This window comes from Halomonas huangheensis (genome assembly GCF_001431725.1).
Taxonomy (GTDB): Bacteria; Pseudomonadota; Gammaproteobacteria; order Pseudomonadales; family Halomonadaceae; genus Halomonas; species Halomonas huangheensis.
On record NZ_CP013106.1, the window covers coordinates 1,497,705 to 1,516,264 of the forward strand.

Consider the following 18,560-nt stretch of genomic DNA (forward strand, 5'->3'; position numbering starts at 1 on the left):
GCAGCCCAATACCTGATTCGATACTGCTCCCAGAGGGCATCACCTTCCTTTGATATAGCGCAGGGTAGACTGCTCTTCCGTGGGCAACTCAGGACGAGGGCTGGGACAGATCGAGCCATTTGATGACTCCAACCACGAAGTGCGGTCACTGGATATGGTGTTTGGCGGACTGACCGTCGATTTCACCTGGCAGCCGACTATGATGGAAGATACTCGTGCCCATGACGAAAACTCCAGTTCTGCAGATCCACAAGGGGCTGTGGTCGCTCATGGTGCCATGGATGTGATGTATTCCCTCGAGGGAAAAGTGCATGGCAAGAAAATCATGATTAATGTCACCGTACCGGATCTGGACCATATGGAACTGGGATTGACTTTAGCTACTGTAGGGAGTTTCGATAGTCGAGACTTGTTTGATTACACTTATAGAAAAGAGTCTGAAGGTGAGGGGCTAGTTCAAGATAATCACCGTGGAGGAAACGGGGACAGGCAAGGGGAGCGCGTTTCAAAGAGTGATGGGAAATACAAGATATCCATAGAAAAATATTTTTCAAATGATGTTGCTAATGAACTTGTCGTTCTCGAAGTTGTTCTTTCTCTTCTTCATGATGTGAAGAGTGATGAGTTTTCTATGAGCTTGGGTGGTTGAGGGTGGTTATATGCGTTATAAGTTAATTTTTTATATATTTCTTTTGTTCTTTGTCTATGGGTGTAATGAGAGCTCAAATGGGGATGAGCTTGATAAAGAAAATAACTCTATAGTAGAAATGTCTGTGGAAGGTAGGGTCTATGAAAATGACCCTAAGGCAAGGGTTTATGAAGATAAGTATGGGGATTCTCCGGTTGAAGTGGTAGTTGAAGATGCTGAGGGTGGAGATCCATATGCAACATACCTCCTCGGGTATCTCCACTATGCAAATTTTCCTCGCGATGGAATTGACGTAGATGCTTCTAAATCTCGAGAGCTTTTAGAGAAAGCGTGGGGAATGGGGGTTGTGGATGCTGGATATTCACTATATATATTGTATGGTGAAGGTAAAGGAGGGGATGAAGATATTAGTCTTTCCGTTGAGTATCTCACTGCATCAGCTGAGATGGGGTTTCTCCTTTCTCAGATTGAGTTAGCAGAAGATTACTTTGGCAGAAGTGATAGAGATTATTTGGCGACTGATTACGATCTAGCTAGAAAGTGGTTTTTAAAATCTGCTGAACAAGGGGGTAGAGGTTCAGCAATAGCGCTAGCAAAAATATATCACGAAGGACTTGGTGTTGATGTGGATGATGATGTTTCTTTTGAGTGGGTGAAGAAATCGGAAGAAATGCCTTATGGGAGCGATGCAATAGTTTTCCATGCGCTGGTTTCATGCTATGAGAATGGTATTGGAACAATGGTTGACTTGGTGCAAGCCTACAAATACTACGACCTAATGGGAACTGCTGGCATTTCCGACAAACAGCGTTTATCGGAACAGATGTCCCCAGAGAAAATCGACCAAGCCGTACGCCTATCCGGCGAATGGCAGAGAGAACACGGTATTTCCATGCCCAATTCCCAAGGCTATCGTTATAGGTAAAGTAGACAGCCTTGGACTAGAATCCATCATCGCTGGAATGTGCCGTTGCTCAGCGGTGATGGAGTGGACTCGATCATACCTACCTAGTGAAAAGCTGTATTTTCGAATCAATTGATATACCTCTTCAATAGGCCTGGCGCATAGATACTGCATTATCAGTGCTATGCGCTGAGCTGGCGGTAGCGTTGCCACCCAATATCTGATTCGATACTGCTGCCGGAGGGCATCGCCTTCCTTTGATATAGCGGAGAGTGGAAGGTTCAATGCCAAGAAAATCAAGATCGAAGTCACTGTGCCAGATTTGAATATTATGGAGTTGGGGCTTGAGTTGAGTGCATGAAGCGAGTTGAGGACAGTGTCTCTAATTGATGAACTCTATGAAAAATTCAATAAAAGTGGTGATTTTAAATCTTCAACGTCCGAGGAAGTTTCCGGCTCGGTGGGGTAGGTGTCGAAAGATGGTGGCGGATATAGAGTTAAAATCTATAAAATGTGTAAAATGAAAGCTTGGGTCGGTGTCGAGTTGACTGTTACTTTTGATTCGTTAGGAGTGCATGGTGGCCCCTTGATAGAGATATTTTCAATGAGGTTTAGGGATGAGTATTCTTGGGAAGGTAGTTTTGATTGTTTTTGTTTTCATGACTTTTCTAGGGTGTGAGAAGGATGGTGGAGATGCATTAAATGACAGTAGTAGCTTTGTTGAAATGGAGGTGCCGGGAAAGGTTTATAATAACGATCCAAGGGCGACAGTAGAAGATGTATATGGTGATTCTTTAGTTTCCAAAATAGAGAGTGATGCAGATAACGGCGATGCATATGCGGCCATGCTATTAGGGATGCTTTATTTTTCAGAGAATTCTCGATATGAAATTTCGCCTGATCATGAAAAAGGACTGTCACTTTTGAAAAAAGCGTGGCGCTTGGGAGTTGTTGATGCAGGCTATCCTCTATTTCAAGTGTATAGCAAATGGGGTGGGGAAGAAAACCGTGAAGTTGCGATAGAGTACTTGGAGTCATCAGCAGGAATGGGGTATATAAAATCCCAAAGTGCACTGGCTGAAGACTATTTTGGCCGAGGAAGTTGGGACTTCTTTCCGACGAACTATGGACTTGCCCGAGAGTGGTATGAAAGGTCTGCATCACTAGGTGATGTGGAGTCTGGAGTTGCACTAGCTCTGATATATCATGAAGGGTTAGGTGTACAAAAGAATGATGACGTTGCTTTTAGTTGGATATCTCGAGTGGAAAATATGAGATATGGGAACGTTAGCTTGGGATTGAGCGGGCTAGCCAAAATGCATGAAGAAGGCTTTGGTACTGACGTAGATCTCGTCCAAGCATATAAGTATTATGACCTTCGCGGTACTGCGGGAACTCCCGATAAGCAACGGTTATCTGATCAGATGTCCCCAGAGCAAATCGACCAAGCCGTACGCCTCTCTGGCGAATGGCAGAGAGAACACGGTATTTCCATGCCAAATTCCCAAGGCTATCGTTATAGGTAATGTAGATAGTCTTGAACTAGCATCCATTATCGCTGGAATGAGTTGTTGCTTCGCGGTAAAGGGGGGGCGAGGTTGTTCAAGACCCTGTGTCAGATGAGGCGGCTTGGATGGATATGGCCGTCCTGGCGGTTCGGGAAATGTATCGCTGTTGTCCTGTGTTTCTCTAATGGGGTATTTCCTCCATAATGTGGGTGGAAATCTTTTTATGATAAGGAATGTCATGTCATACCAAAGCAAACTGGAAGCTGCTCATCAGGAGCTTAAAGACAAAGGCGTATGGAAGTTTACGTATGACCCTCCGATTCTTCGGATATGCAGGGGGTTAGGGATTAAGGTAATTCCCTTTCATTATCAGGGATTTGTTAAGAATACGATTATTTACTTCTTTATTATGCTTGCCATAGTCACCTGCTTCGGAATTTCTGCTGGCTTTAATGTGAGTTGGGGAACGTCGTTTTTCATCAGGATGATGATTATCGAGGGTGCTGCTGGTGCCATCTTTATGGCGTCATTTTATTATATTCGTAAAAAGCAATTATCTCTTACGGATTGGGATGATCTTCCGTAGGCAATTCAACGGTTAGCGATGTTCTGAGAAAGCCGTCGAGTAGGGGAAGCGCCACGCATATTGCTCGCGGATCATCCTGCCGGGAGTTTCTCGGAGTATCTCCATGGCCAAAGGCAAAACTTGTTGCTGAACCCCGAGGGCGCCTTGGGCGCCCTTGGGGTGGGAGTTCAACTCTCACTGCGCGTCAGGTGAGGTCTCCAGTTTGCGGGTGACATCTCCTGGCGAGCCGAGCGGGTATATCTCGTCACTTACATTTTCGGCAGCAGTACCGTGTCAATCACGTGAATGACGCCGTTTGACTGGTCGACATCGGGGATCTGCACGGTGGCTACATTGCCGTTTTCGTCGGTGACGAGAAGCTCGCCGTTGTCACCCAGCGATGCGCTGAGCTTGCAGCCGCCGAGCGTTGTAATCGGGTGTTCGCCGCCATCGTCGTAGATCATCTGGCCAATGGCAGGCGAATGAGCGTCCACGCCCACAACGTGGCAGGTCAGAATATTGACCAACGTGTCCTTGTTTTCCGGTTTCAAGAGGTCATCAACCGTACCAGCCGGGAGCTTTTCGAACGCTTCGTTGGTCGGCGCAAACACGGTGAACGGCCCTTCTCCCATCAGGGTGTCTGCGAGGCCTGCAGCTTGCACGGCTGCTACAAGGGTGGTGTGGTCTGCTGAGTTCAAGGCATTCTCGACAATGTTCTTGTCCGGGAACATTTCTGCCCCCCCGACCATGGGGTTTTCGCTATTCGCGGCGAGTGCTGCAGTCGGCATTGTGGCCAGAAGGAAGCCAGCCCCTACTATGGTTGTCAGTTTCATGAGCTTTTCTCCACCTCGATAGGGGTTGTGGTAGTCGCAACCCGTACTTCCCAGCTACGTAGGTGGTTGGGGGAAAGTTGCAGAAGGTGGCAAAAAAACTTCATGCATCAGGTCTGGCCAATGCTTGTGGCGATATCGCCCCCAGCCAAATAAGGCTGGGGGCTCTGGCAATCAATGCGCGTCCGGTGAGTTCTCCAGTTCCCTTTCCAGTTTGCGAGCCACGTCGCCGGGCGATCCGGTGCGGCGGGCGAGGATTTCGTAGGCAACGGGGACCACGAACAGGGTAAAGAAGGTCGCGGCGGCAACGCCGGTGAAGATCACTGTGCCGATGACCATGCGGGTTTCGGCACCGGCACCGCTGGACAGGATCAGCGGGATGCTGCCGGCGATGGTGGTCACTGAGGTCATCACGATCGGACGCAGGCGGGTGAGGGAGGCGCGAATCAGGGCTTCGCGGAACTCGATACCTTCATCACGCAACTGATTGGCGAACTCCACGATCAGGATACCGTTCTTGGTCGCCAGTCCTACCAGCATCACCAGCCCCACCTGACTATAGATATTCAAGGTCTGCCCGGTGGCCCACAGGCCAAGCAGTGCGCCGCCGATCGCCAATGGAACGGTCAGCATGATCACCAGCGGGTGCACAAAGCTCTCGAACTGTGCGGCCAGTACCAGGAATACGACGACGGCGCCGAGCACCAACAGGAAGGTTGTTGCACCTGTGGATTCCCGGTAATCGCGAGCCGCGCCCTTGACGTCGGTCTGCACGCCGCTGGGCAGAATGTCGCTGACGGCCTGGTCGAGATAATCGAGCGCCTCGCCCATCGAGTAGCCATCGGCGAGGTCTGCCTGGAGCGTGATCGCACGCAGGCGGTTGTAGCGGTTGAGCGTACTGGGGCCGGCGTAGGACTCGATATCGACAAGACTCGACAGGGGCACCAACTCGCCGGTCCTGTTCGAGCGCACGCGAACACTGTCGAGGGCTGCCGGGGTGGGGTTGGCGCCACGCTCGGCTTCGAGGATCACATCGTACTCCTCGCCCTGATCGGTGAAGCGGGTCACGGTGCGTCCGCCCAGCAGTGTCTCCAGGGTGCGGCCAATCTCGGTGACCGTTACGCCGAGATCCGCGGCGCGAGTGTAGTCGATATTGACGCTCAACTGTGGCTGGCTCTCCTCGTAGTCGCTCTCGAGGTTGATCAGTTTAGGGTTGGTCTGGCGGATATAGTCCATCAGCGCATCGCGCCAGGTCACCAACTGCTCATAGCTACCACCGCCGAGCACGAATTGCAGCCCCTGTTCACTGCCGCCGCCGAAGCCCTGAGACATGATCGGGAAGGCGGAGATGCCGGGGAGTTGGCTCAGCGACTGACGGACTTCATTCATGATCGGCCAGGCAGGGCGACGCTCCTCCCAGTCGGAAAGCCCGACGATGGCGAAACCAGAATTGAAGGTTTCGACATTGCCACGCCCCATGGGGGAGATCACCAGCACTCGCTCGACCTCACCTTTCTCGGTCAGCGGCATGATCCTGGCTTCGACCTCATCCATGTAGTCTTCCATCCATGAGAAGGTCGCGCCGGGCGGGCCGTTGACGAGCACGAAGAAGGTGCCGCGATCCTCGCGTGGGGTGTATTCCGCTGGTAGCTGCGGATACAGCCAGGCGATGCCACCGAGCATGGCGCAGAACGCGACCACCACCAGCCAGCGTAGCTTGAGTACTCTTTCCAGCAGACCGCGATAGACGCCCTGGGCGTGCTTGAGGCCGGAGTCGACCCAATGGGCGAGGCGACCTTCATGCATGCTGGGGGTCAGGATGCGCGAGGCCATCATCGGCGTCAGGGTCAGAGCGAGCAGGGTGGAGATGGCCACCGCCGTCGACAGCGTCAGCGCGAACTCGGTGAACAGTTTGCCGACATCTCCCTGTACGAAGCTCAAGGGGACGAATACCGCGACCAACACCATGCTGGTGGCAAGCACCGCGAAGGCTAGCTGGCGGGCGCCACGGTAGGCCGCAACCAGCGGTGTCTCGCCATACAGCTGCATGCGTCGATGAATGTTCTCCAACATGATGATCGCATCATCGACCACCAGACCGATGGCCAGCACCAGCGCCAATAGCGTCAGCAGGTTGATGGAGAAGCCCAGTGCGGCGAGGCCGGCAAAGGTACCGACCAGAGTGATGGGCACGGTAATCGCGGGAATCAGCGTGGTGCGGATATTGCCGAGGAAGACGAAGATCGAGACCACCACCAGGCCGATGGCGATGATCAGCGTCGAGACCACCTCCTGGATCGACTTGGCAACGAAGGTTGAGGAGTCGTGGTTGAGCGTCAGCGTCATGCCTTCGGGAAGGCGTGGCGACACACGCTCCATCTCTGCACGCACGGCCTTGGAGAGCGCCATGACGTTGGCATTGGACTGCTTGATGATGCCCAGGCCGACCACAGTCTTGCCGTTACCGCGGAACAATGAGCGTTCCTCGACCGTGCCCAGCTCTACACGGGCGACATCGGCAAGGCGTACCAGATAGTCGTTCTCGCCGCGGTCGAGTACCAACTCGCGGAAGTCTTCCGGTGAGCTGAAGCTGCGCGGTAAGCGCACTACGAACTGCCGGTCCTGAGACTCTACCGAGCCGCCAGGTAGCTCAACGTTCTCGGCGCGCAGTACGTCCTCGACATCGCCAACCGTCAGCCCTCGCGCCGCTAACTCATCACTGTCCAGCCATACCCGCATCGCATACTCACGCGAGCCGCCCACGCGCACGCTGGAAACCCCTTCCTGTACCGAGAAGCTGTCGACCAGGTAGCGTTCGGCATAATCGGTCAGCTCGGCCGTGGTGTAGCCATCACCGGCAAGCATCAGCCACATCACCGTTTCGGAGTTGGCGTCTTCCTTGCGCACCTCGGGTGGGTCGGCTTCGTCGGGCAGGTTATCTGCGGCACCGGAAATCCGGTCGCGCACGTCATTGGCAGCAGCATCGATATCGGAGGACAGACTGAACTCGATATTGATGTTGGAACTGCCGTCCTGGCTGGTCGAGGAGATCACCTCGATACCGGCAATGCCGGCGATGCGCTCTTCCAGTACCTGGGTGATGCGAGTTTCGACGACATCAGCCGAGGCGCCGGGGTAGCTGGTACGAATACTGACCACCGGGGGTTCGATGGTGGGGTATTCCTGCAATGGCAGACGGGTAAGGGCCAGCAAGCCAAAGGCCACAATCAGTGACGCGATAACCATCGCCAGCACGGGGCGCTGAACGGAGACATCCGATAACCGCATCAGTTGCCTTCCCCGCTGCGTTGGCTCTGCAGGATATCGCTGACACTGGTGTCTTCGTCTTCCATGCCGAGCAGTTGAATGGTCGCGGCAGAATGCAGGCGATCAGCACCATGCGTCACTACCAATTCACCTGCTTCGAGACCGGCGGTGACTTCGACTTCACCTTCGCGACGTGAACCGACTTCGATATCGCGCTGTTCGATGGTGCCTTGCTCGGTGTCGGTAATCACCCAGACACGCTTGCGTTGGCCCTGGGGGACAACGGCAGACTCGGGAATCACCAATGCCTCACGCGGTGAGCGAGCGATGGTGACGCGCATCAGCATGCCCGGCTTGAGGACGCCAGCGGAGTTGTCCAGCACGGCGCGGACCTGAATGCTGCGGCTGACCGGGTCAACACGAGAGTCGATAGTGGCGATCTCGCCTTCGAAGACCTGATCGGGGTAGGCGGTAGTGGTGGCGTTCAGTGGCAAGCCTTGTGAGAGTACACCGAGCCTTACCTCCGGTACCTGAAAGTCGAGCTTCATGCTTGAGACATCGTCGAGAGTGGCCAGCTCGGTGCCAGGCGTGATCAAGGTGCCGACACTGACCCGACGTACCCCGACCACGCCATCGAACGGCGCTCGTATGGTGTAGTTGGCCAGAAGTGCTTCGAGCGATTGAATATCCGCTTCGACCTGCTGCAACTGAGCGCGGCTGTCTTCCACATCAGCGCGCGGTGCCAGGTTGCGTGACTGTAGTTGGGTGAGGCGATTGACGGCATTCTGACGCTCCTGACGCAATGCCTGAGCGGAACGCAGGTCGGCTTCTTCCTGGGTGTCATCCAGTCGGACCAGTACATCACCTTGTTTGACTTGCTCGCCACCCTCGAAATTGATCGTGCTGATGATCTCGGTCACGGTCGCCGAAAGGATCACGCTCTCGTTGGCCTTCAGGGTGCCAAGAGACTCCAGCGGGTCGGACCAGGGTTGGCGTACTACTTCGGCGCCGATCGCTGGTGTCGGGGGCAGGGTAGTCGGCATTTCCTGCGCCAGAGCAGGCAGTGTGGTAGACAGCGCAGAGGCGAACAGCAGCATCGCCGCGACACACCATCGGTGGTGACGCAGGAGGGACTTGCCGCTGCGAGGCAGGCGCGAAATGTAGACTACAGTCATGACATTTGACTTCCGAGCGTATGATATTGGGCTTTCTACGTGCCCAGTTCGTCGAGCTTGAACAGCGTAAAGGCATTGAGCGAGCGTAGCAGTATAGAAGTAGCATGCCTTAATAGAAGGTGGCTGCGGGTGATCTTTGCCGACTTGCACAGTTTTTTCGCAACATGTTCGAGCTCCCGCAACGCAGCGTTGTCGCGGTGGTGTAGGGGGATTCCTACATGCTGTGTTTGAAGCAGTAATTGTCTCCGAACGACCGGCCGCGGGCTGTCGCTGATGCGGTCTGCTACCATGGCGCCTTTCATTGGCGCGGGTGGTGGGTAGCAGCATGGCGATGCAGTACGACGTGGTAATCATTGGCGCGGGGGCCGCGGGCCTGATGTGTGCGCTGACGGCAGGCTATGCCGGGCGCTCGGTGCTGGTGATCGACCATGCCAACAAGCCGGGCAAGAAGATTCTGATGTCTGGCGGAGGACGTTGCAACTTCACCAATATGGCCACCACGCCAGCCAACTTCTTTTCCGCCAATCCGCATTTCTGTATCTCGGCGCTCAAGCGCTATCGGCCGGAGCACTTCGTCGAACTGGTCGAGCGTCATGGCCTGGAGTACGTCGAGAAGGCCCCGGGTCAGTTGTTCTGCGCCGATTCGGCGAAGGACTTGCTGAACGTGTTGCTGACAGAGTGCGACTGGGCGGGTGTTGATATTCGCCTCAAGACTTCGGTCGAGCGCCTCGTTGAGCACGGCGAGGGTATGCGTCTTGCCACCTCTCTAGGCACCATCGAGGCTGGCGCAGTGGTGGTCGCAACCGGCGGCTTGTCGATTCCGTCAATGGGTGCGACTGGCTTCGGCTATGACATTGCCCGTCAGTTCGGCCTCGAGGTGACGGATACCCGCGCAGCACTGGTGCCGTTTACTCTGACCTCGCACTGGAAGGATCGCTCCGAAGCGCTGGCGGGTGTCAGCACCGACATTCAGGTGCGTTGTCGTGATGGCCAGTACCGCGAGCCGATGCTGTTTACGCACCGAGGACTGTCGGGGCCTGCCATGTTGCAGATATCGAGCTACTGGCTGCCTGGTGACGAGTTGGACATCAATCTATTGCCCGATGAAGACGCTCTCGAAGCGTTGGTTCGCGCACGGACGGACAGCCCGAAACGGCGGGTATCGACCTGGCTGGGTGAGCGCTTTCCCAAGCGCCTGGCGCAGTCACTGGTCGAGTGGCAGGGCCACGATAGTGTGCTGGCGGAATGCTCCAACGCGGCCCTGACGGAATGGGCGGACACCCTTAACCATTGGCGGCTCAAGCCCGCCGGTACCGAAGGCTGGCGTACTGCCGAGGTCACCATGGGCGGAGTGAGTACCTCGGCGATTTCATCGAAGACCTTCGAGGTTCAGGGCCTGCCGCAACTACGTTTCATCGGCGAAGTACTCGATGTGACCGGAGAACTTGGCGGCTACAACTTTCAGTGGGCATGGGCGTCGGCAGTGGCTTGCGGTCAGTCGCTGTAAAAAGTCAGTCGCTGTAAAAGGAGTGACGTCCAACTATCTGCGACTGGATTGCCATGGCCTGGCGACTTCGGCGAATGATGACGGCAATGGGTCTATAGTCAGGGAAGATTCGCAATGCAATGGAGGACACATGGCTCGACCGCTGGCTGGACGCCGCCTTGGTGCGGCGCTGGAGTCGATAGTTGTCGACCTGCTTGACAATGCACGCCTCGCGTATCCGCGTATTCAGAATCCAGATGATCCCGAAGGTCTGCATGACTTTCGTGTCGCATTGCGTCGTCTGCGTTCCTGTCTAAAGGACTTCGACAGCTTTCCCGGTGCTTCCCTCGACAAGGCCCTGAAGCGAGAGTTGCGCGATCTCACTCGCTCCACCAATGCGGCCCGTGATGGGGAAGTCATGCAGGCCTGGTTGGAGGATCAGTATCAGTTGTTGTCGGGTAGCGAGCGCTCGGCGGTGGTCTGGTGGCATGAACGGTTGGTCCCGCAGGTGGCGGAGGAGTATCGCCTGGTTGAGTGCCGAGTGGCGGCGTTTCCGTTGCTGGATGCTCACCTACGTGGAGCCATGAAGGAGATTCGCAGCAAGAAGGCTCGCAAGGCACCACGTTTTGGCCCCGCGAGTGCCGAGGTGCTGGAGCGCCTGTTGGGGCAGTGGAGCGCGGAGCTGGATGAGCTGAATAAGCTGGATGCGCTCAAGGGACCTGAGGATGAGCAAGCCCTGCATCGGCCACGGATTACCGGCAAGCGCTTGCGCTACCTACTGAAAGCATGGGGCGGGGAAGGCGAGATATTCAGTGCCACTGAATCGGCCATGAAGTCGTTCCAGGATGCCTTTGGCCATCTGCATGATGACCTGGTGCGTGCCGAGGCACTACATGCCAGTGTTCACCAGCATGTGCTGGAGGAAACGGATGCGCGTCTGGCTGCTGTTGTGCGTGATCCGACGGCACGCGCTACGGCACCGCGCCACCTGCGTGGATTCATGGGGTTGGTGGCTCATCATGAGCAACGCATGCAAGCGAATCTTGCCGAGGTCATGCGGCTTGCACGCGGCAAGCCGCGGCGTGAGCTCGAGAAACAACTGTCGGAAGCCGCGACTGCCATGCGTGTTTGAGTTTGGATCCTGGGCCTGGGCCTGGACGTGAAACTTCAGCCTGGGCGGGAAGCTTCGGCTACGGTCGCAAGCGTTGCTCGACTTCCTGCCACAGCGCTGCATAGGCCTTGCTGGCGGGGGTGCTGGGAGCGAATTCACACAATGGCGCGCGCTCGAGTCCCATTCGCTCCACGACACTGGCCGCGGGAATCACCGTTGATAGCCGTAACGGCCAGTCGTTGCCAAGTTCCTCCATGACCTCAAGGTGCATGCTGCGGCGTCGATCGGCGAGGGTAACAAAGGGCCACAGCGGACAGGCAAGGTCCTGATCATCGAGAAACTGCTGCAGTTGCTCCAGGGTGCGTAACGACAGGGTGGTAGGTACCACTGGAACCAGCAGTGCATCGACGCTGGTGAACATGTTCTCGGATAGGTGTGACAGTGTCGGCGGGCAGTCCAGCACGACCAGATCGTATTCCTTGCGTACTTCCTTGAGCATCTGGCGCAGATGGCTGGTGCCACGTTTCTCCAGCAAGTGGTCCATCTCTCGGGAGGCGAGGGAGGCCGGAAGTAGGTCGAGATTGTCGAGCGCAGTGGTGCGGATCACTTTTTCCCAGGCAGACTTGCCCTTGACCAGCTTTTCGACTCCACCACGAATTCGTGGTTTGACCTGCAGATAGAACGTTGTGGCAGCCTGTGGATCAAGATCCCAAAGCAGTACCCTCAGCCCCATATTCGCCGCTTCTGCAGCAAGGTTGACGGCTGAAGCGGTCTTTCCAACGCCGCCCTTGATGCTGTAGAGGGATACCATACGCATCCGGTCATATCCTTTTTAATGTAGTCACCGGGTTATTCTAAATTACCATAGCCATGCAACAGGCGCGGGAGAGGCGCCCGGTCAGCTATCATGCACCTTCATGAATGTAATTATCTATCATGAATGCATAAAATCTGAGCGATGCGGACAGTTAGCGATGCGGACAGTTAGTGATACGGACAGTTAGCGATGAGCTACTGGCAGCTTGAAGCGCATGGCGCCCACGGGCGGGTTTTCCGCGGGCGCAGTGTGATGTCCAGGCTGGCTGGCGTGGTGACTCAGATATTGAACAGGCTGCGCAGGCGCTTTACGGCGATGGCAGTGGTCAGTGCCTTGCTGGCAAACCGGGTGACGGGACCGCGGTGGCGAAGAGCTGGCAGCAGGACAATGGTGCCAGCTGCCAGCAGAGCGAGGCGATAAGGCTTTAGAGCATGCCAGCGTCGGTCGAGCCGACGGCTGGCATTGGCCCATTCTGAAGTGGTCGTGATCAGTGAAAGGCGCTGATGGTCGATATTGGCTTCGAGCTCGGCTTTGCGCTGAGCCCGCAGAAGACGTTTGTTCATGCGTCCTCCCGAGCGCTGTCTTCGGCCAGTTGCCTATCCAGTGCCAGGTGCTTGAGAGTGCTGGCCAACAGTGTACGCCGCCGCGCAAGCCGCATGACCCACAGTGCCACACCGATACCCGAACCCAGCAGGACCAGAGCGCTGACGGCAATGGCAGTAATGCGCCATGTGTCCCAGAACAGCACGATGATCAGGGCGGTCAGGGTGGCGATGCCCAGCAACAGCAGTATCAGGCTAAGGCCGAGCAGCAATGCCAGTGTGGCCAGCCGAGCGCGCTCTTCCTCGAGTTCAAGCACTGCCAGCCGCAGGCGAGTTTCACCTGTGGCCAGCAGTGTTGTCAGTATGCGTTTGCCTGTGTTCAACAACCGTTGAACAGGTCCGAGGCTTTCCGCCATCAGCGCTTTCCAATCAGCAGACCTACGATCACGCCCACCGCGGCACCAATGCCGACACTCTTCCACGGGTTCTCATGAACGTAGCGATCGCAACACTCAACCTGGCTGTCCATGGTCTGGCGTGCCTGACGATACTTACGTTCGCCTTGTTCGCTGAGGTGGGCACGAGTTTCCTGCAGTCGGGCCTCTGCCTTTTCGCGCCACTGCTTGATGTTCTGGCGAGAATCATCGGCGGTGGCACTCAGCAGTTCCTCAAGGGTACCGGACAGGTGCTTGAGCTCGTCCTTCAACTGCTGGGCAGAAGCGCTGGTGTTGGGAGCTACCTGTTCGGCGGCTGATTCATCAGAAGTGGATTCATTGCGCTTGCTGGTGGTAGTGCTGCTGCGTGTAGCCATTGGATCTTCCTTGTTCAAATGAAAACGCAACATGGCTGTTCTGGATCTGTGCCCGTTGTCACGCTTTCTGGTGGACAATCAGCAGGGAGCGACGGTTGATACTGCCACTCCCTTTCACCAGCCAGGACCCGCATTACTCCCTTCAGTAACTACTGGTGATGCTGCTACTGTCGGTGCTGCCGCTTCCCGAGGGAAACAGCGGGTTCAGGCTGAAACCAATGCCGAGGCGGTTGGTCTTGGCGTTGTAGTCAATCAGACTCTCACCGTAGCCATTGTAGTACTGTACATGGCCACGAACCTTGCCGAAAAGGGGCCAGGAGTAATCGAGCTGACCACCATAGTGACCGTCATCGGGATTACCGCGCAGCAACAGCGAGGCTTCGTGATTCTTGAACAACTGATGGGCAATGGTGAAGTCTGCGTAACCGACGTATTCCTCGATGTCCGGATTGTCGTCGGAGTTGTCGTCTTCCGGTACGCGCCAGTGCGGTGTCGCCACGAAGGCCCAGTCGTCGTTGACCCAGGTCGAGGTCAGGATGACCCGGTTCCAACTACGGGACAGTTCCCCGGAGCGTCCGTTGGACTGATGGTTGAACGCTACGCGATTGCCGATATTGGTCCAGCCCCACAGTTCGTAGTCGTTCTGAAAGTCGACGAAGACTTCCGGCTCATAGTTGGTTTCACGGAAGGGCGCAGACTCCTCACCGTTATAGGCCTGCCACCAGCTGCGCTGAGTATAGGCGAAGAACACATCGCCATTATCGAACAACAGGTCTTCGGCAATGTTGAACTTGGCACTGAACTGGAACTTCACCTCAGTGTTGTCCATCTCCCTCCCTTCCTCGCCGACAAACGAGGCCTCGTTGGGCTTCTGATTGTAGCTGATCGGAAGAATATAGTTACGATGGTGCGTGGTGATGGCGAAGGGGTTGCTTTCCGACTCCTCCTCCAATTGGCGCCGTTCCTGAGCAAGTTCGTCAGCCCCGGACTCCGCGACCGCGGCGATGGTACCGTTGGTGACAAGTTCATTCGACACGGAAACGTCAGATGAACTTGAGGCAGAATTGCTGCTCAACGCCGTGCTGGTGGTTGCGGGGGACTCGCCCAACTGGGATTGTAGCTTCGCCAGTTCGCTCTGAAGTTCCTGGACACGAGCCTCCATGGCCTCGCGCTCGCTCGGGCTGAGAGTCGATTGGGCGTTGACCTGTCCAATAATGCCAAGAGCCAGCAAGGGGGTGGCCAGCAAACCGAGGGCTGCGGGGCGTTTCATCATGTGACTACCTGAAAGGGAATATAGGAAACGGTTTCTATCATGACTCGGCAATAAGTCAAACTTACGTCAACACACTTGCACCAGATTGCCATACTGACACAGTGTGTTGAAAATCTCGTCACCCACCTTCGTTGCGACAGGAATTTGTTGCTCATGGCTCGTTCTTCAATCATTGAACCCCGCCGCTGGATTACCTCATCAGTGCTGGTCCTGTTGCTTCTGTTATGCGGAGTCAGTTGGGCTCAGAGCGTTACCGAAGATGAGTCTCTACCCACGGTCGAGGAGTTGCAGCAGCGCCTCGAGGAGCGCACCGCCAGCGCCGGAGATCCTCCCAGTTCGACAGCCACTCAGGAGATCGATCACCTGAAGCAGGCAATCACTGCAGTGGAGAGTCTGGCTGATACCCGACGTCAGCTCGACGACCTGCAAACGCGTATCGAGCAGGCACCCCAGGAACTTGAGCAGCTTGAGCATGAGTTGCGTGAGAAGCAGGATAGCCAGGATTTCGATATCAGCGAGCTGGAAGGACTGTCTTCGCAGGAACTGGAGCGACGTCTACGTGACGCTACGACTTCTCTGCAACGTATTCAGAGCTCTCTGACACGCGTCCAGAGCCAGGTCCTGGGGGCGCAAACCTTACCGGAGCGTGCCCAGAAATCCATTGCCGATGCAATGCAGCGCATGGATACCGTTAGTCAGAACATCGAAGAACTTTCGCGACGTGATGTCCCTGAGGATTCTCCACAGCGCATAGCCGCGTTGGCGGAGCGGCAACTGGCTGAAGCAGAGCTCCATCTCTATCAGCAACAGTTGAACTCCAATACTCGGCTACGAGAGCTTCTGCAGCAACGTTCCGAGTTACTGCAGTTGGAAGCCGCTCGTGAGGAAGCCTGGGTATCGGCGCTACAGAGCCAGTTTGATCAGTTGCGACGCGAGCAGTCGGAACAGGCGATTGCCGACGCCGTTCAGAATGAGCCGCAAGCGATAGCCGAGCACCCGGTGATCAAGAAGGAGCAGGAGGCCAATCGTGAGATGTCGCAGCAACTGCTCAATGCGACCAGCCATGCCAACGAGCTCGTTCGTGAGGGCCTGCAGACGCGACGTCAGTTGGAGCGTGTGCGACAAATGCAGCAAGGCCTCAACGACAATATCGAATCGGTGCGCGGAAGTGTGTTGTTGTCACGGATCCTGCGTGAGCAACGGGAATCCCTGCCGAAGATCGAGGCGCGCAGTGGACTACCCGATGAGATAGCCGATGTCCGCCTGGCGCAATTCGAACTGGATAGTTATCACGAGCGGCTGCGCTTTCCAGAGCGTCTGGCACGACAGGCGCTCGAGGAAGCGGCTGCTGCAGATGAGGAATTCAATGAACAAACCGCCGAGGCGCTGGTTGAACCACTGATCCAGCTGTATCGCTCCAGGCGAGACTTGATTGACCAGTTGGACCCCATCTATGGCGAGATCCTCACGTCTGCCATTGACCTGCAGCTCAATCAGCAGCAACTGGTCAAGGTGGTGCGCGATCTACGCAGTACCATTGATGAGCAGCTGTTCTGGGTAGCCAACGCGCGGCCTCTCGACCTCAACTGGCTCAGCGACCTGCCGGAGAACCTGGCGACTGAATGGGCTGAAGGCAGTTGGCGCAAGGCTCTGCCCGCTAACTGGACGAAGCCGGACTCCGGAGCCTGGTTGGCGCTTCCGGTATTGCTGATGGCGGCTCTTCTGGTGCTGCTGCGTCGTCGGATAAAGGCGCGGCTATTGGGTATCCACGAGCAGATTGGACGCTTGCGTCACGACACTCAGTTGCATACTCCGCGTGCGATCCTGCTCAACCTACTGTTGGCGGCACCAGCACCGCTGATGGTGGCAACCTTCGGAATGGTGCTGTATTTCGGCGGGAGCGGGGTTGCGGAGGGAGTGGGTATTTCGCTACTGCAACTGGCGGCCGCCTGGTTGATGGTCGCCTGGGCCCGTCGATTGCTTGTCAGCGATGGAGTGGCGCGGCGCCATTTTCATTGGCCGGAAGGCTATGTGCGGACGCTGCGCGGCTGGATGCTGTGGTTGGGTATCAGTCTGGCACCGGTGTTGTTGATTGCTCCATTGGCGAGGGACGCCGCGCTCACGTTCAATCAGCGCCCGATTGGCCTTGGCATTCTTCTGGTTGGACTGATTGGCATGTCGATCAGCATGGCCAAGCTGATTCTGGCTCATGTACCGTTCTTCGGGGTCAAGCTGTTTCGTCTGATTCTTGGCCTGGCCATGGCCATGATTCCGATCGCATTGGCGGGGGCAGTGCTCTATGGCTACGTCTATTCGGCGCTGAGCCTGATCAGTCGTTTTGTCTTTACGCTGTATCTGTTTTCCTTCTGGATACTTGTCGAGGCTTCGGTGGTCCGCGGGCTGGCAGTGGCTGCCAGGCGCCTGGCATACCGCCGCGCACTTGCGCGACGTCGGGCGCTGAACAAGGACGACAACGACCGTGGCCTGGATATCGTCGAAGAGCCTCCGCTGGACATGGAGCAGGTCAATCAACAGTCGCTGCGGCTGTCCAAACTGATTCTGACCATTGGCTTTGTAGCCTTGATGTATCTGGTCTGGGCCGACTTCCTCGGGGTTCTCGGTTATCTGGATCATGTCGTGTTGGTGGAAGGCGCGATGGGAGAAGGTGGCGAGGCGCTGGACGGCAATCTCAGCATTGCCGACCTGGTGGTCGCGTTGTTCACGGTTGGCATGACGATGATGCTGGCACGTAACCTGCCGGGGTTGCTGGAAGTCATGGTGCTGTCACGGCTGGTGCTCAAGCAGGGCAGTGCCTATGCGATCAGCTCGCTACTGTCTTACGTGATCGTGGGGGTTGGTACGGTCATGGCCCTGTCGACCATGGGCGTCTCCTGGGACAAGTTGCAATGGCTGGTTGCAGCGCTCGGTGTGGGCCTGGGTTTCGGTCTGCAGGAGATCTTTGCCAACTTCATTTCCGGCTTGATCATCCTCTTCGAGCGTCCGGTGCGCATCGGCGACACCATCACGCTTGGTAACCTGACCGGCACCGTGAGCCGGATCCGCATTCGTGCCACGACGGTGACGGATTTCGATCGCAAGGAAATCATCATCCCCAACAAGACCTTTGTGACTGATCAACTGATCAACTGGTCGCTATCCGATAGTGTGACCCGGGTGACGCTCAAGTACGGTGTCAGTCATGATGCAGACCGTCGTGTGGTGCATCGCCTACTGGAACAGGCAGCAGCGGATAACAGTCGTGTGTTGTCCGACCCGCCTCCTGAAATCTTCTTCATGGCCTATACCTCCAGCACCATGGAGTACGAGCTGCGTATCTACGTCAACGCGCTGGGGGATCGTCTGCTGGCGACCGATGAGTTGAACGGGCAGGTTGGAGACCTGTTTGCCGAACATGGCATTCGCATCGCCTTTGAAAAGCTCGACGTGCACATTCAACGTGCCGGTCGCGAAAGCTGGGGGACTCCAGTGGGCGCCGCCCGAGAGCTGGACGGGAGCCATCCGCCGCCGGGGGCAGATGGTGACCCCGGCGATGTGGGTATCGGTGATGGCGGTGGTGATGGAGGAGGAGACGCAGGCGGCCGCTGAGCGGCGGCCTGCGTAG

15 protein-coding genes are annotated in these 18,560 nt (G+C 56.2%); 7 read left to right on the plus strand and 8 right to left on the minus strand.

The genetic code is table 11. The features are described from left to right. Positions 1 to 79 precede the first annotated feature (79 nt). The 4 genes from AR456_RS06755 (at position 80) to AR456_RS06770 (ending at position 3,647) form a co-directional block, all read left to right on the plus strand. On the plus strand, positions 80 to 649 hold the full coding sequence (locus tag AR456_RS06755) for a hypothetical protein (protein WP_155829340.1): 570 nt from the start codon (positions 80 to 82) through the stop codon (positions 647 to 649). Between the two features lie 10 nt (positions 650 to 659). After that, a complete protein-coding gene (locus AR456_RS06760; protein ID WP_021820615.1) occupies positions 660 to 1,574 on the plus strand; it encodes a tetratricopeptide repeat protein in 915 nt (304 codons plus the stop codon). 596 nt (positions 1,575 to 2,170) lie between these two features. Then, positions 2,171 to 3,079 (plus strand): tetratricopeptide repeat protein, encoded by a 909-nt coding sequence (locus tag AR456_RS06765; RefSeq protein ID WP_021820616.1) that lies wholly within the window; start codon positions 2,171 to 2,173, stop codon positions 3,077 to 3,079. A 220-nt stretch (positions 3,080 to 3,299) separates the two neighbouring features. Next, the gene (locus AR456_RS06770) at positions 3,300 to 3,647 is read left to right on the plus strand and encodes a DUF6404 family protein (protein WP_021820617.1); all 348 of its coding nucleotides are present in this window, start codon (positions 3,300 to 3,302) and stop codon (positions 3,645 to 3,647) included. A 248-nt stretch (positions 3,648 to 3,895) separates the two neighbouring features. Here AR456_RS06770 and AR456_RS06775 read toward each other — a convergent pair whose 3' ends face one another. The 3 genes from AR456_RS06775 to AR456_RS06785 all read right to left on the minus strand — a co-directional run bounded on the left by AR456_RS06775 (position 3,896) and on the right by AR456_RS06785 (position 8,898). Further along, on the minus strand, positions 3,896 to 4,459 hold the full coding sequence (locus AR456_RS06775; RefSeq protein WP_021820618.1) for a fasciclin domain-containing protein: 564 nt from the start codon (positions 4,457 to 4,459) through the stop codon (positions 3,896 to 3,898). Positions 4,460 to 4,630: 171 nt separating this feature from the next. Next, positions 4,631 to 7,744, minus strand: a complete 3,114-nt coding sequence (locus AR456_RS06780) for an efflux RND transporter permease subunit (protein WP_021820619.1) — start codon at positions 7,742 to 7,744, stop codon at positions 4,631 to 4,633. After that, on the minus strand, positions 7,744 to 8,898 hold the full coding sequence (locus tag AR456_RS06785) for an efflux RND transporter periplasmic adaptor subunit (RefSeq protein ID WP_236995548.1): 1,155 nt from the start codon (positions 8,896 to 8,898) through the stop codon (positions 7,744 to 7,746). The genes AR456_RS06780 and AR456_RS06785 overlap by 1 nt, the downstream gene beginning before the upstream one ends. Positions 8,899 to 9,229: 331 nt before the next feature. Here AR456_RS06785 and AR456_RS06795 point away from each other — a divergent pair, with 331 nt between their 5' ends. Together AR456_RS06795 and AR456_RS06800 are read left to right on the plus strand one after the other, a co-directional pair. After that, the gene (locus AR456_RS06795) at positions 9,230 to 10,405 is read left to right on the plus strand and encodes a BaiN/RdsA family NAD(P)/FAD-dependent oxidoreductase (protein ID WP_031208678.1); all 1,176 of its coding nucleotides are present in this window, start codon (positions 9,230 to 9,232) and stop codon (positions 10,403 to 10,405) included. A gap of 130 nt (positions 10,406 to 10,535) precedes the next feature. Beyond that, positions 10,536 to 11,516, plus strand: coding sequence for a CHAD domain-containing protein (locus AR456_RS06800; RefSeq protein ID WP_021820623.1), 981 nt, complete (start codon positions 10,536 to 10,538; stop codon positions 11,514 to 11,516). Positions 11,517 to 11,574: 58 nt separating this feature from the next. Here the strand turns inward: AR456_RS06800 and AR456_RS06805 are convergent, their stop codons facing one another. The 5 genes from AR456_RS06805 to AR456_RS06825 form a co-directional block, all read right to left on the minus strand. Continuing rightward, a complete protein-coding gene (locus AR456_RS06805; RefSeq protein ID WP_021820624.1) occupies positions 11,575 to 12,312 on the minus strand; it encodes a ParA family protein in 738 nt (245 codons plus the stop codon). 278 nt (positions 12,313 to 12,590) lie between these two features. Continuing rightward, entirely contained in the window at positions 12,591 to 12,875 is a 285-nt protein-coding gene (locus AR456_RS06810; protein WP_021820625.1) for a YqjK-like family protein, read from the minus strand. Then, a complete protein-coding gene (locus tag AR456_RS06815) occupies positions 12,872 to 13,270 on the minus strand; it encodes a phage holin family protein (protein WP_021820626.1) in 399 nt (132 codons plus the stop codon). Before AR456_RS06815 ends, AR456_RS06810 begins: the two co-directional genes overlap by 4 nt. Then, the gene (locus tag AR456_RS06820) at positions 13,270 to 13,665 is read right to left on the minus strand and encodes an ElaB/YgaM/YqjD family protein (RefSeq protein WP_021820627.1); all 396 of its coding nucleotides are present in this window, start codon (positions 13,663 to 13,665) and stop codon (positions 13,270 to 13,272) included. The genes AR456_RS06815 and AR456_RS06820 overlap by 1 nt, the downstream gene beginning before the upstream one ends. A gap of 142 nt (positions 13,666 to 13,807) precedes the next feature. After that, positions 13,808 to 14,938, minus strand: a complete 1,131-nt coding sequence (locus AR456_RS06825; protein ID WP_021820628.1) for a phospholipase A — start codon at positions 14,936 to 14,938, stop codon at positions 13,808 to 13,810. A gap of 153 nt (positions 14,939 to 15,091) precedes the next feature. Between AR456_RS06825 and mscK the strand changes: the two genes are divergently transcribed. Further along, a complete protein-coding gene (mscK, locus tag AR456_RS06830) occupies positions 15,092 to 18,544 on the plus strand; it encodes a mechanosensitive channel MscK (protein WP_021820629.1) in 3,453 nt (1,150 codons plus the stop codon). Positions 18,545 to 18,560 lie beyond the last annotated feature (16 nt).

Bases quoted from the DNA above. Each gene is read 5' to 3' on its own strand.
- AR456_RS06810 (WP_021820625.1), bottom strand. From the start codon at position 12,875: ATGAACAAACGTCTTCTGCGGGCTCAGCGCAAAGCCGAGCTCGAAGCC.
- AR456_RS06785 (WP_236995548.1), bottom strand. From the start codon at position 8,898: ATGACTGTAGTCTACATTTCGCGCCTGCCTCGCAGCGGCAAGTCCCTC.
- AR456_RS06775 (WP_021820618.1), bottom strand. From the start codon at position 4,459: ATGAAACTGACAACCATAGTAGGGGCTGGCTTCCTTCTGGCCACAATG.
- AR456_RS06795 (WP_031208678.1), top strand. From the start codon at position 9,230: ATGCAGTACGACGTGGTAATCATTGGCGCGGGGGCCGCGGGCCTGATG.
- AR456_RS06780 (WP_021820619.1), bottom strand. From the start codon at position 7,744: ATGCGGTTATCGGATGTCTCCGTTCAGCGCCCCGTGCTGGCGATGGTT.
- AR456_RS06825 (WP_021820628.1), bottom strand. From the start codon at position 14,938: ATGATGAAACGCCCCGCAGCCCTCGGTTTGCTGGCCACCCCCTTGCTG.
- AR456_RS06765 (WP_021820616.1), top strand. From the start codon at position 2,171: ATGAGTATTCTTGGGAAGGTAGTTTTGATTGTTTTTGTTTTCATGACT.
- AR456_RS06820 (WP_021820627.1), bottom strand. From the start codon at position 13,665: ATGGCTACACGCAGCAGCACTACCACCAGCAAGCGCAATGAATCCACT.
- AR456_RS06805 (WP_021820624.1), bottom strand. From the start codon at position 12,312: ATGCGTATGGTATCCCTCTACAGCATCAAGGGCGGCGTTGGAAAGACC.
- mscK (WP_021820629.1), top strand. From the start codon at position 15,092: ATGGCTCGTTCTTCAATCATTGAACCCCGCCGCTGGATTACCTCATCA.
- AR456_RS06800 (WP_021820623.1), top strand. From the start codon at position 10,536: ATGGCTCGACCGCTGGCTGGACGCCGCCTTGGTGCGGCGCTGGAGTCG.
- AR456_RS06815 (WP_021820626.1), bottom strand. From the start codon at position 13,270: ATGGCGGAAAGCCTCGGACCTGTTCAACGGTTGTTGAACACAGGCAAA.
- AR456_RS06760 (WP_021820615.1), top strand. From the start codon at position 660: ATGCGTTATAAGTTAATTTTTTATATATTTCTTTTGTTCTTTGTCTAT.
- AR456_RS06770 (WP_021820617.1), top strand. From the start codon at position 3,300: ATGTCATACCAAAGCAAACTGGAAGCTGCTCATCAGGAGCTTAAAGAC.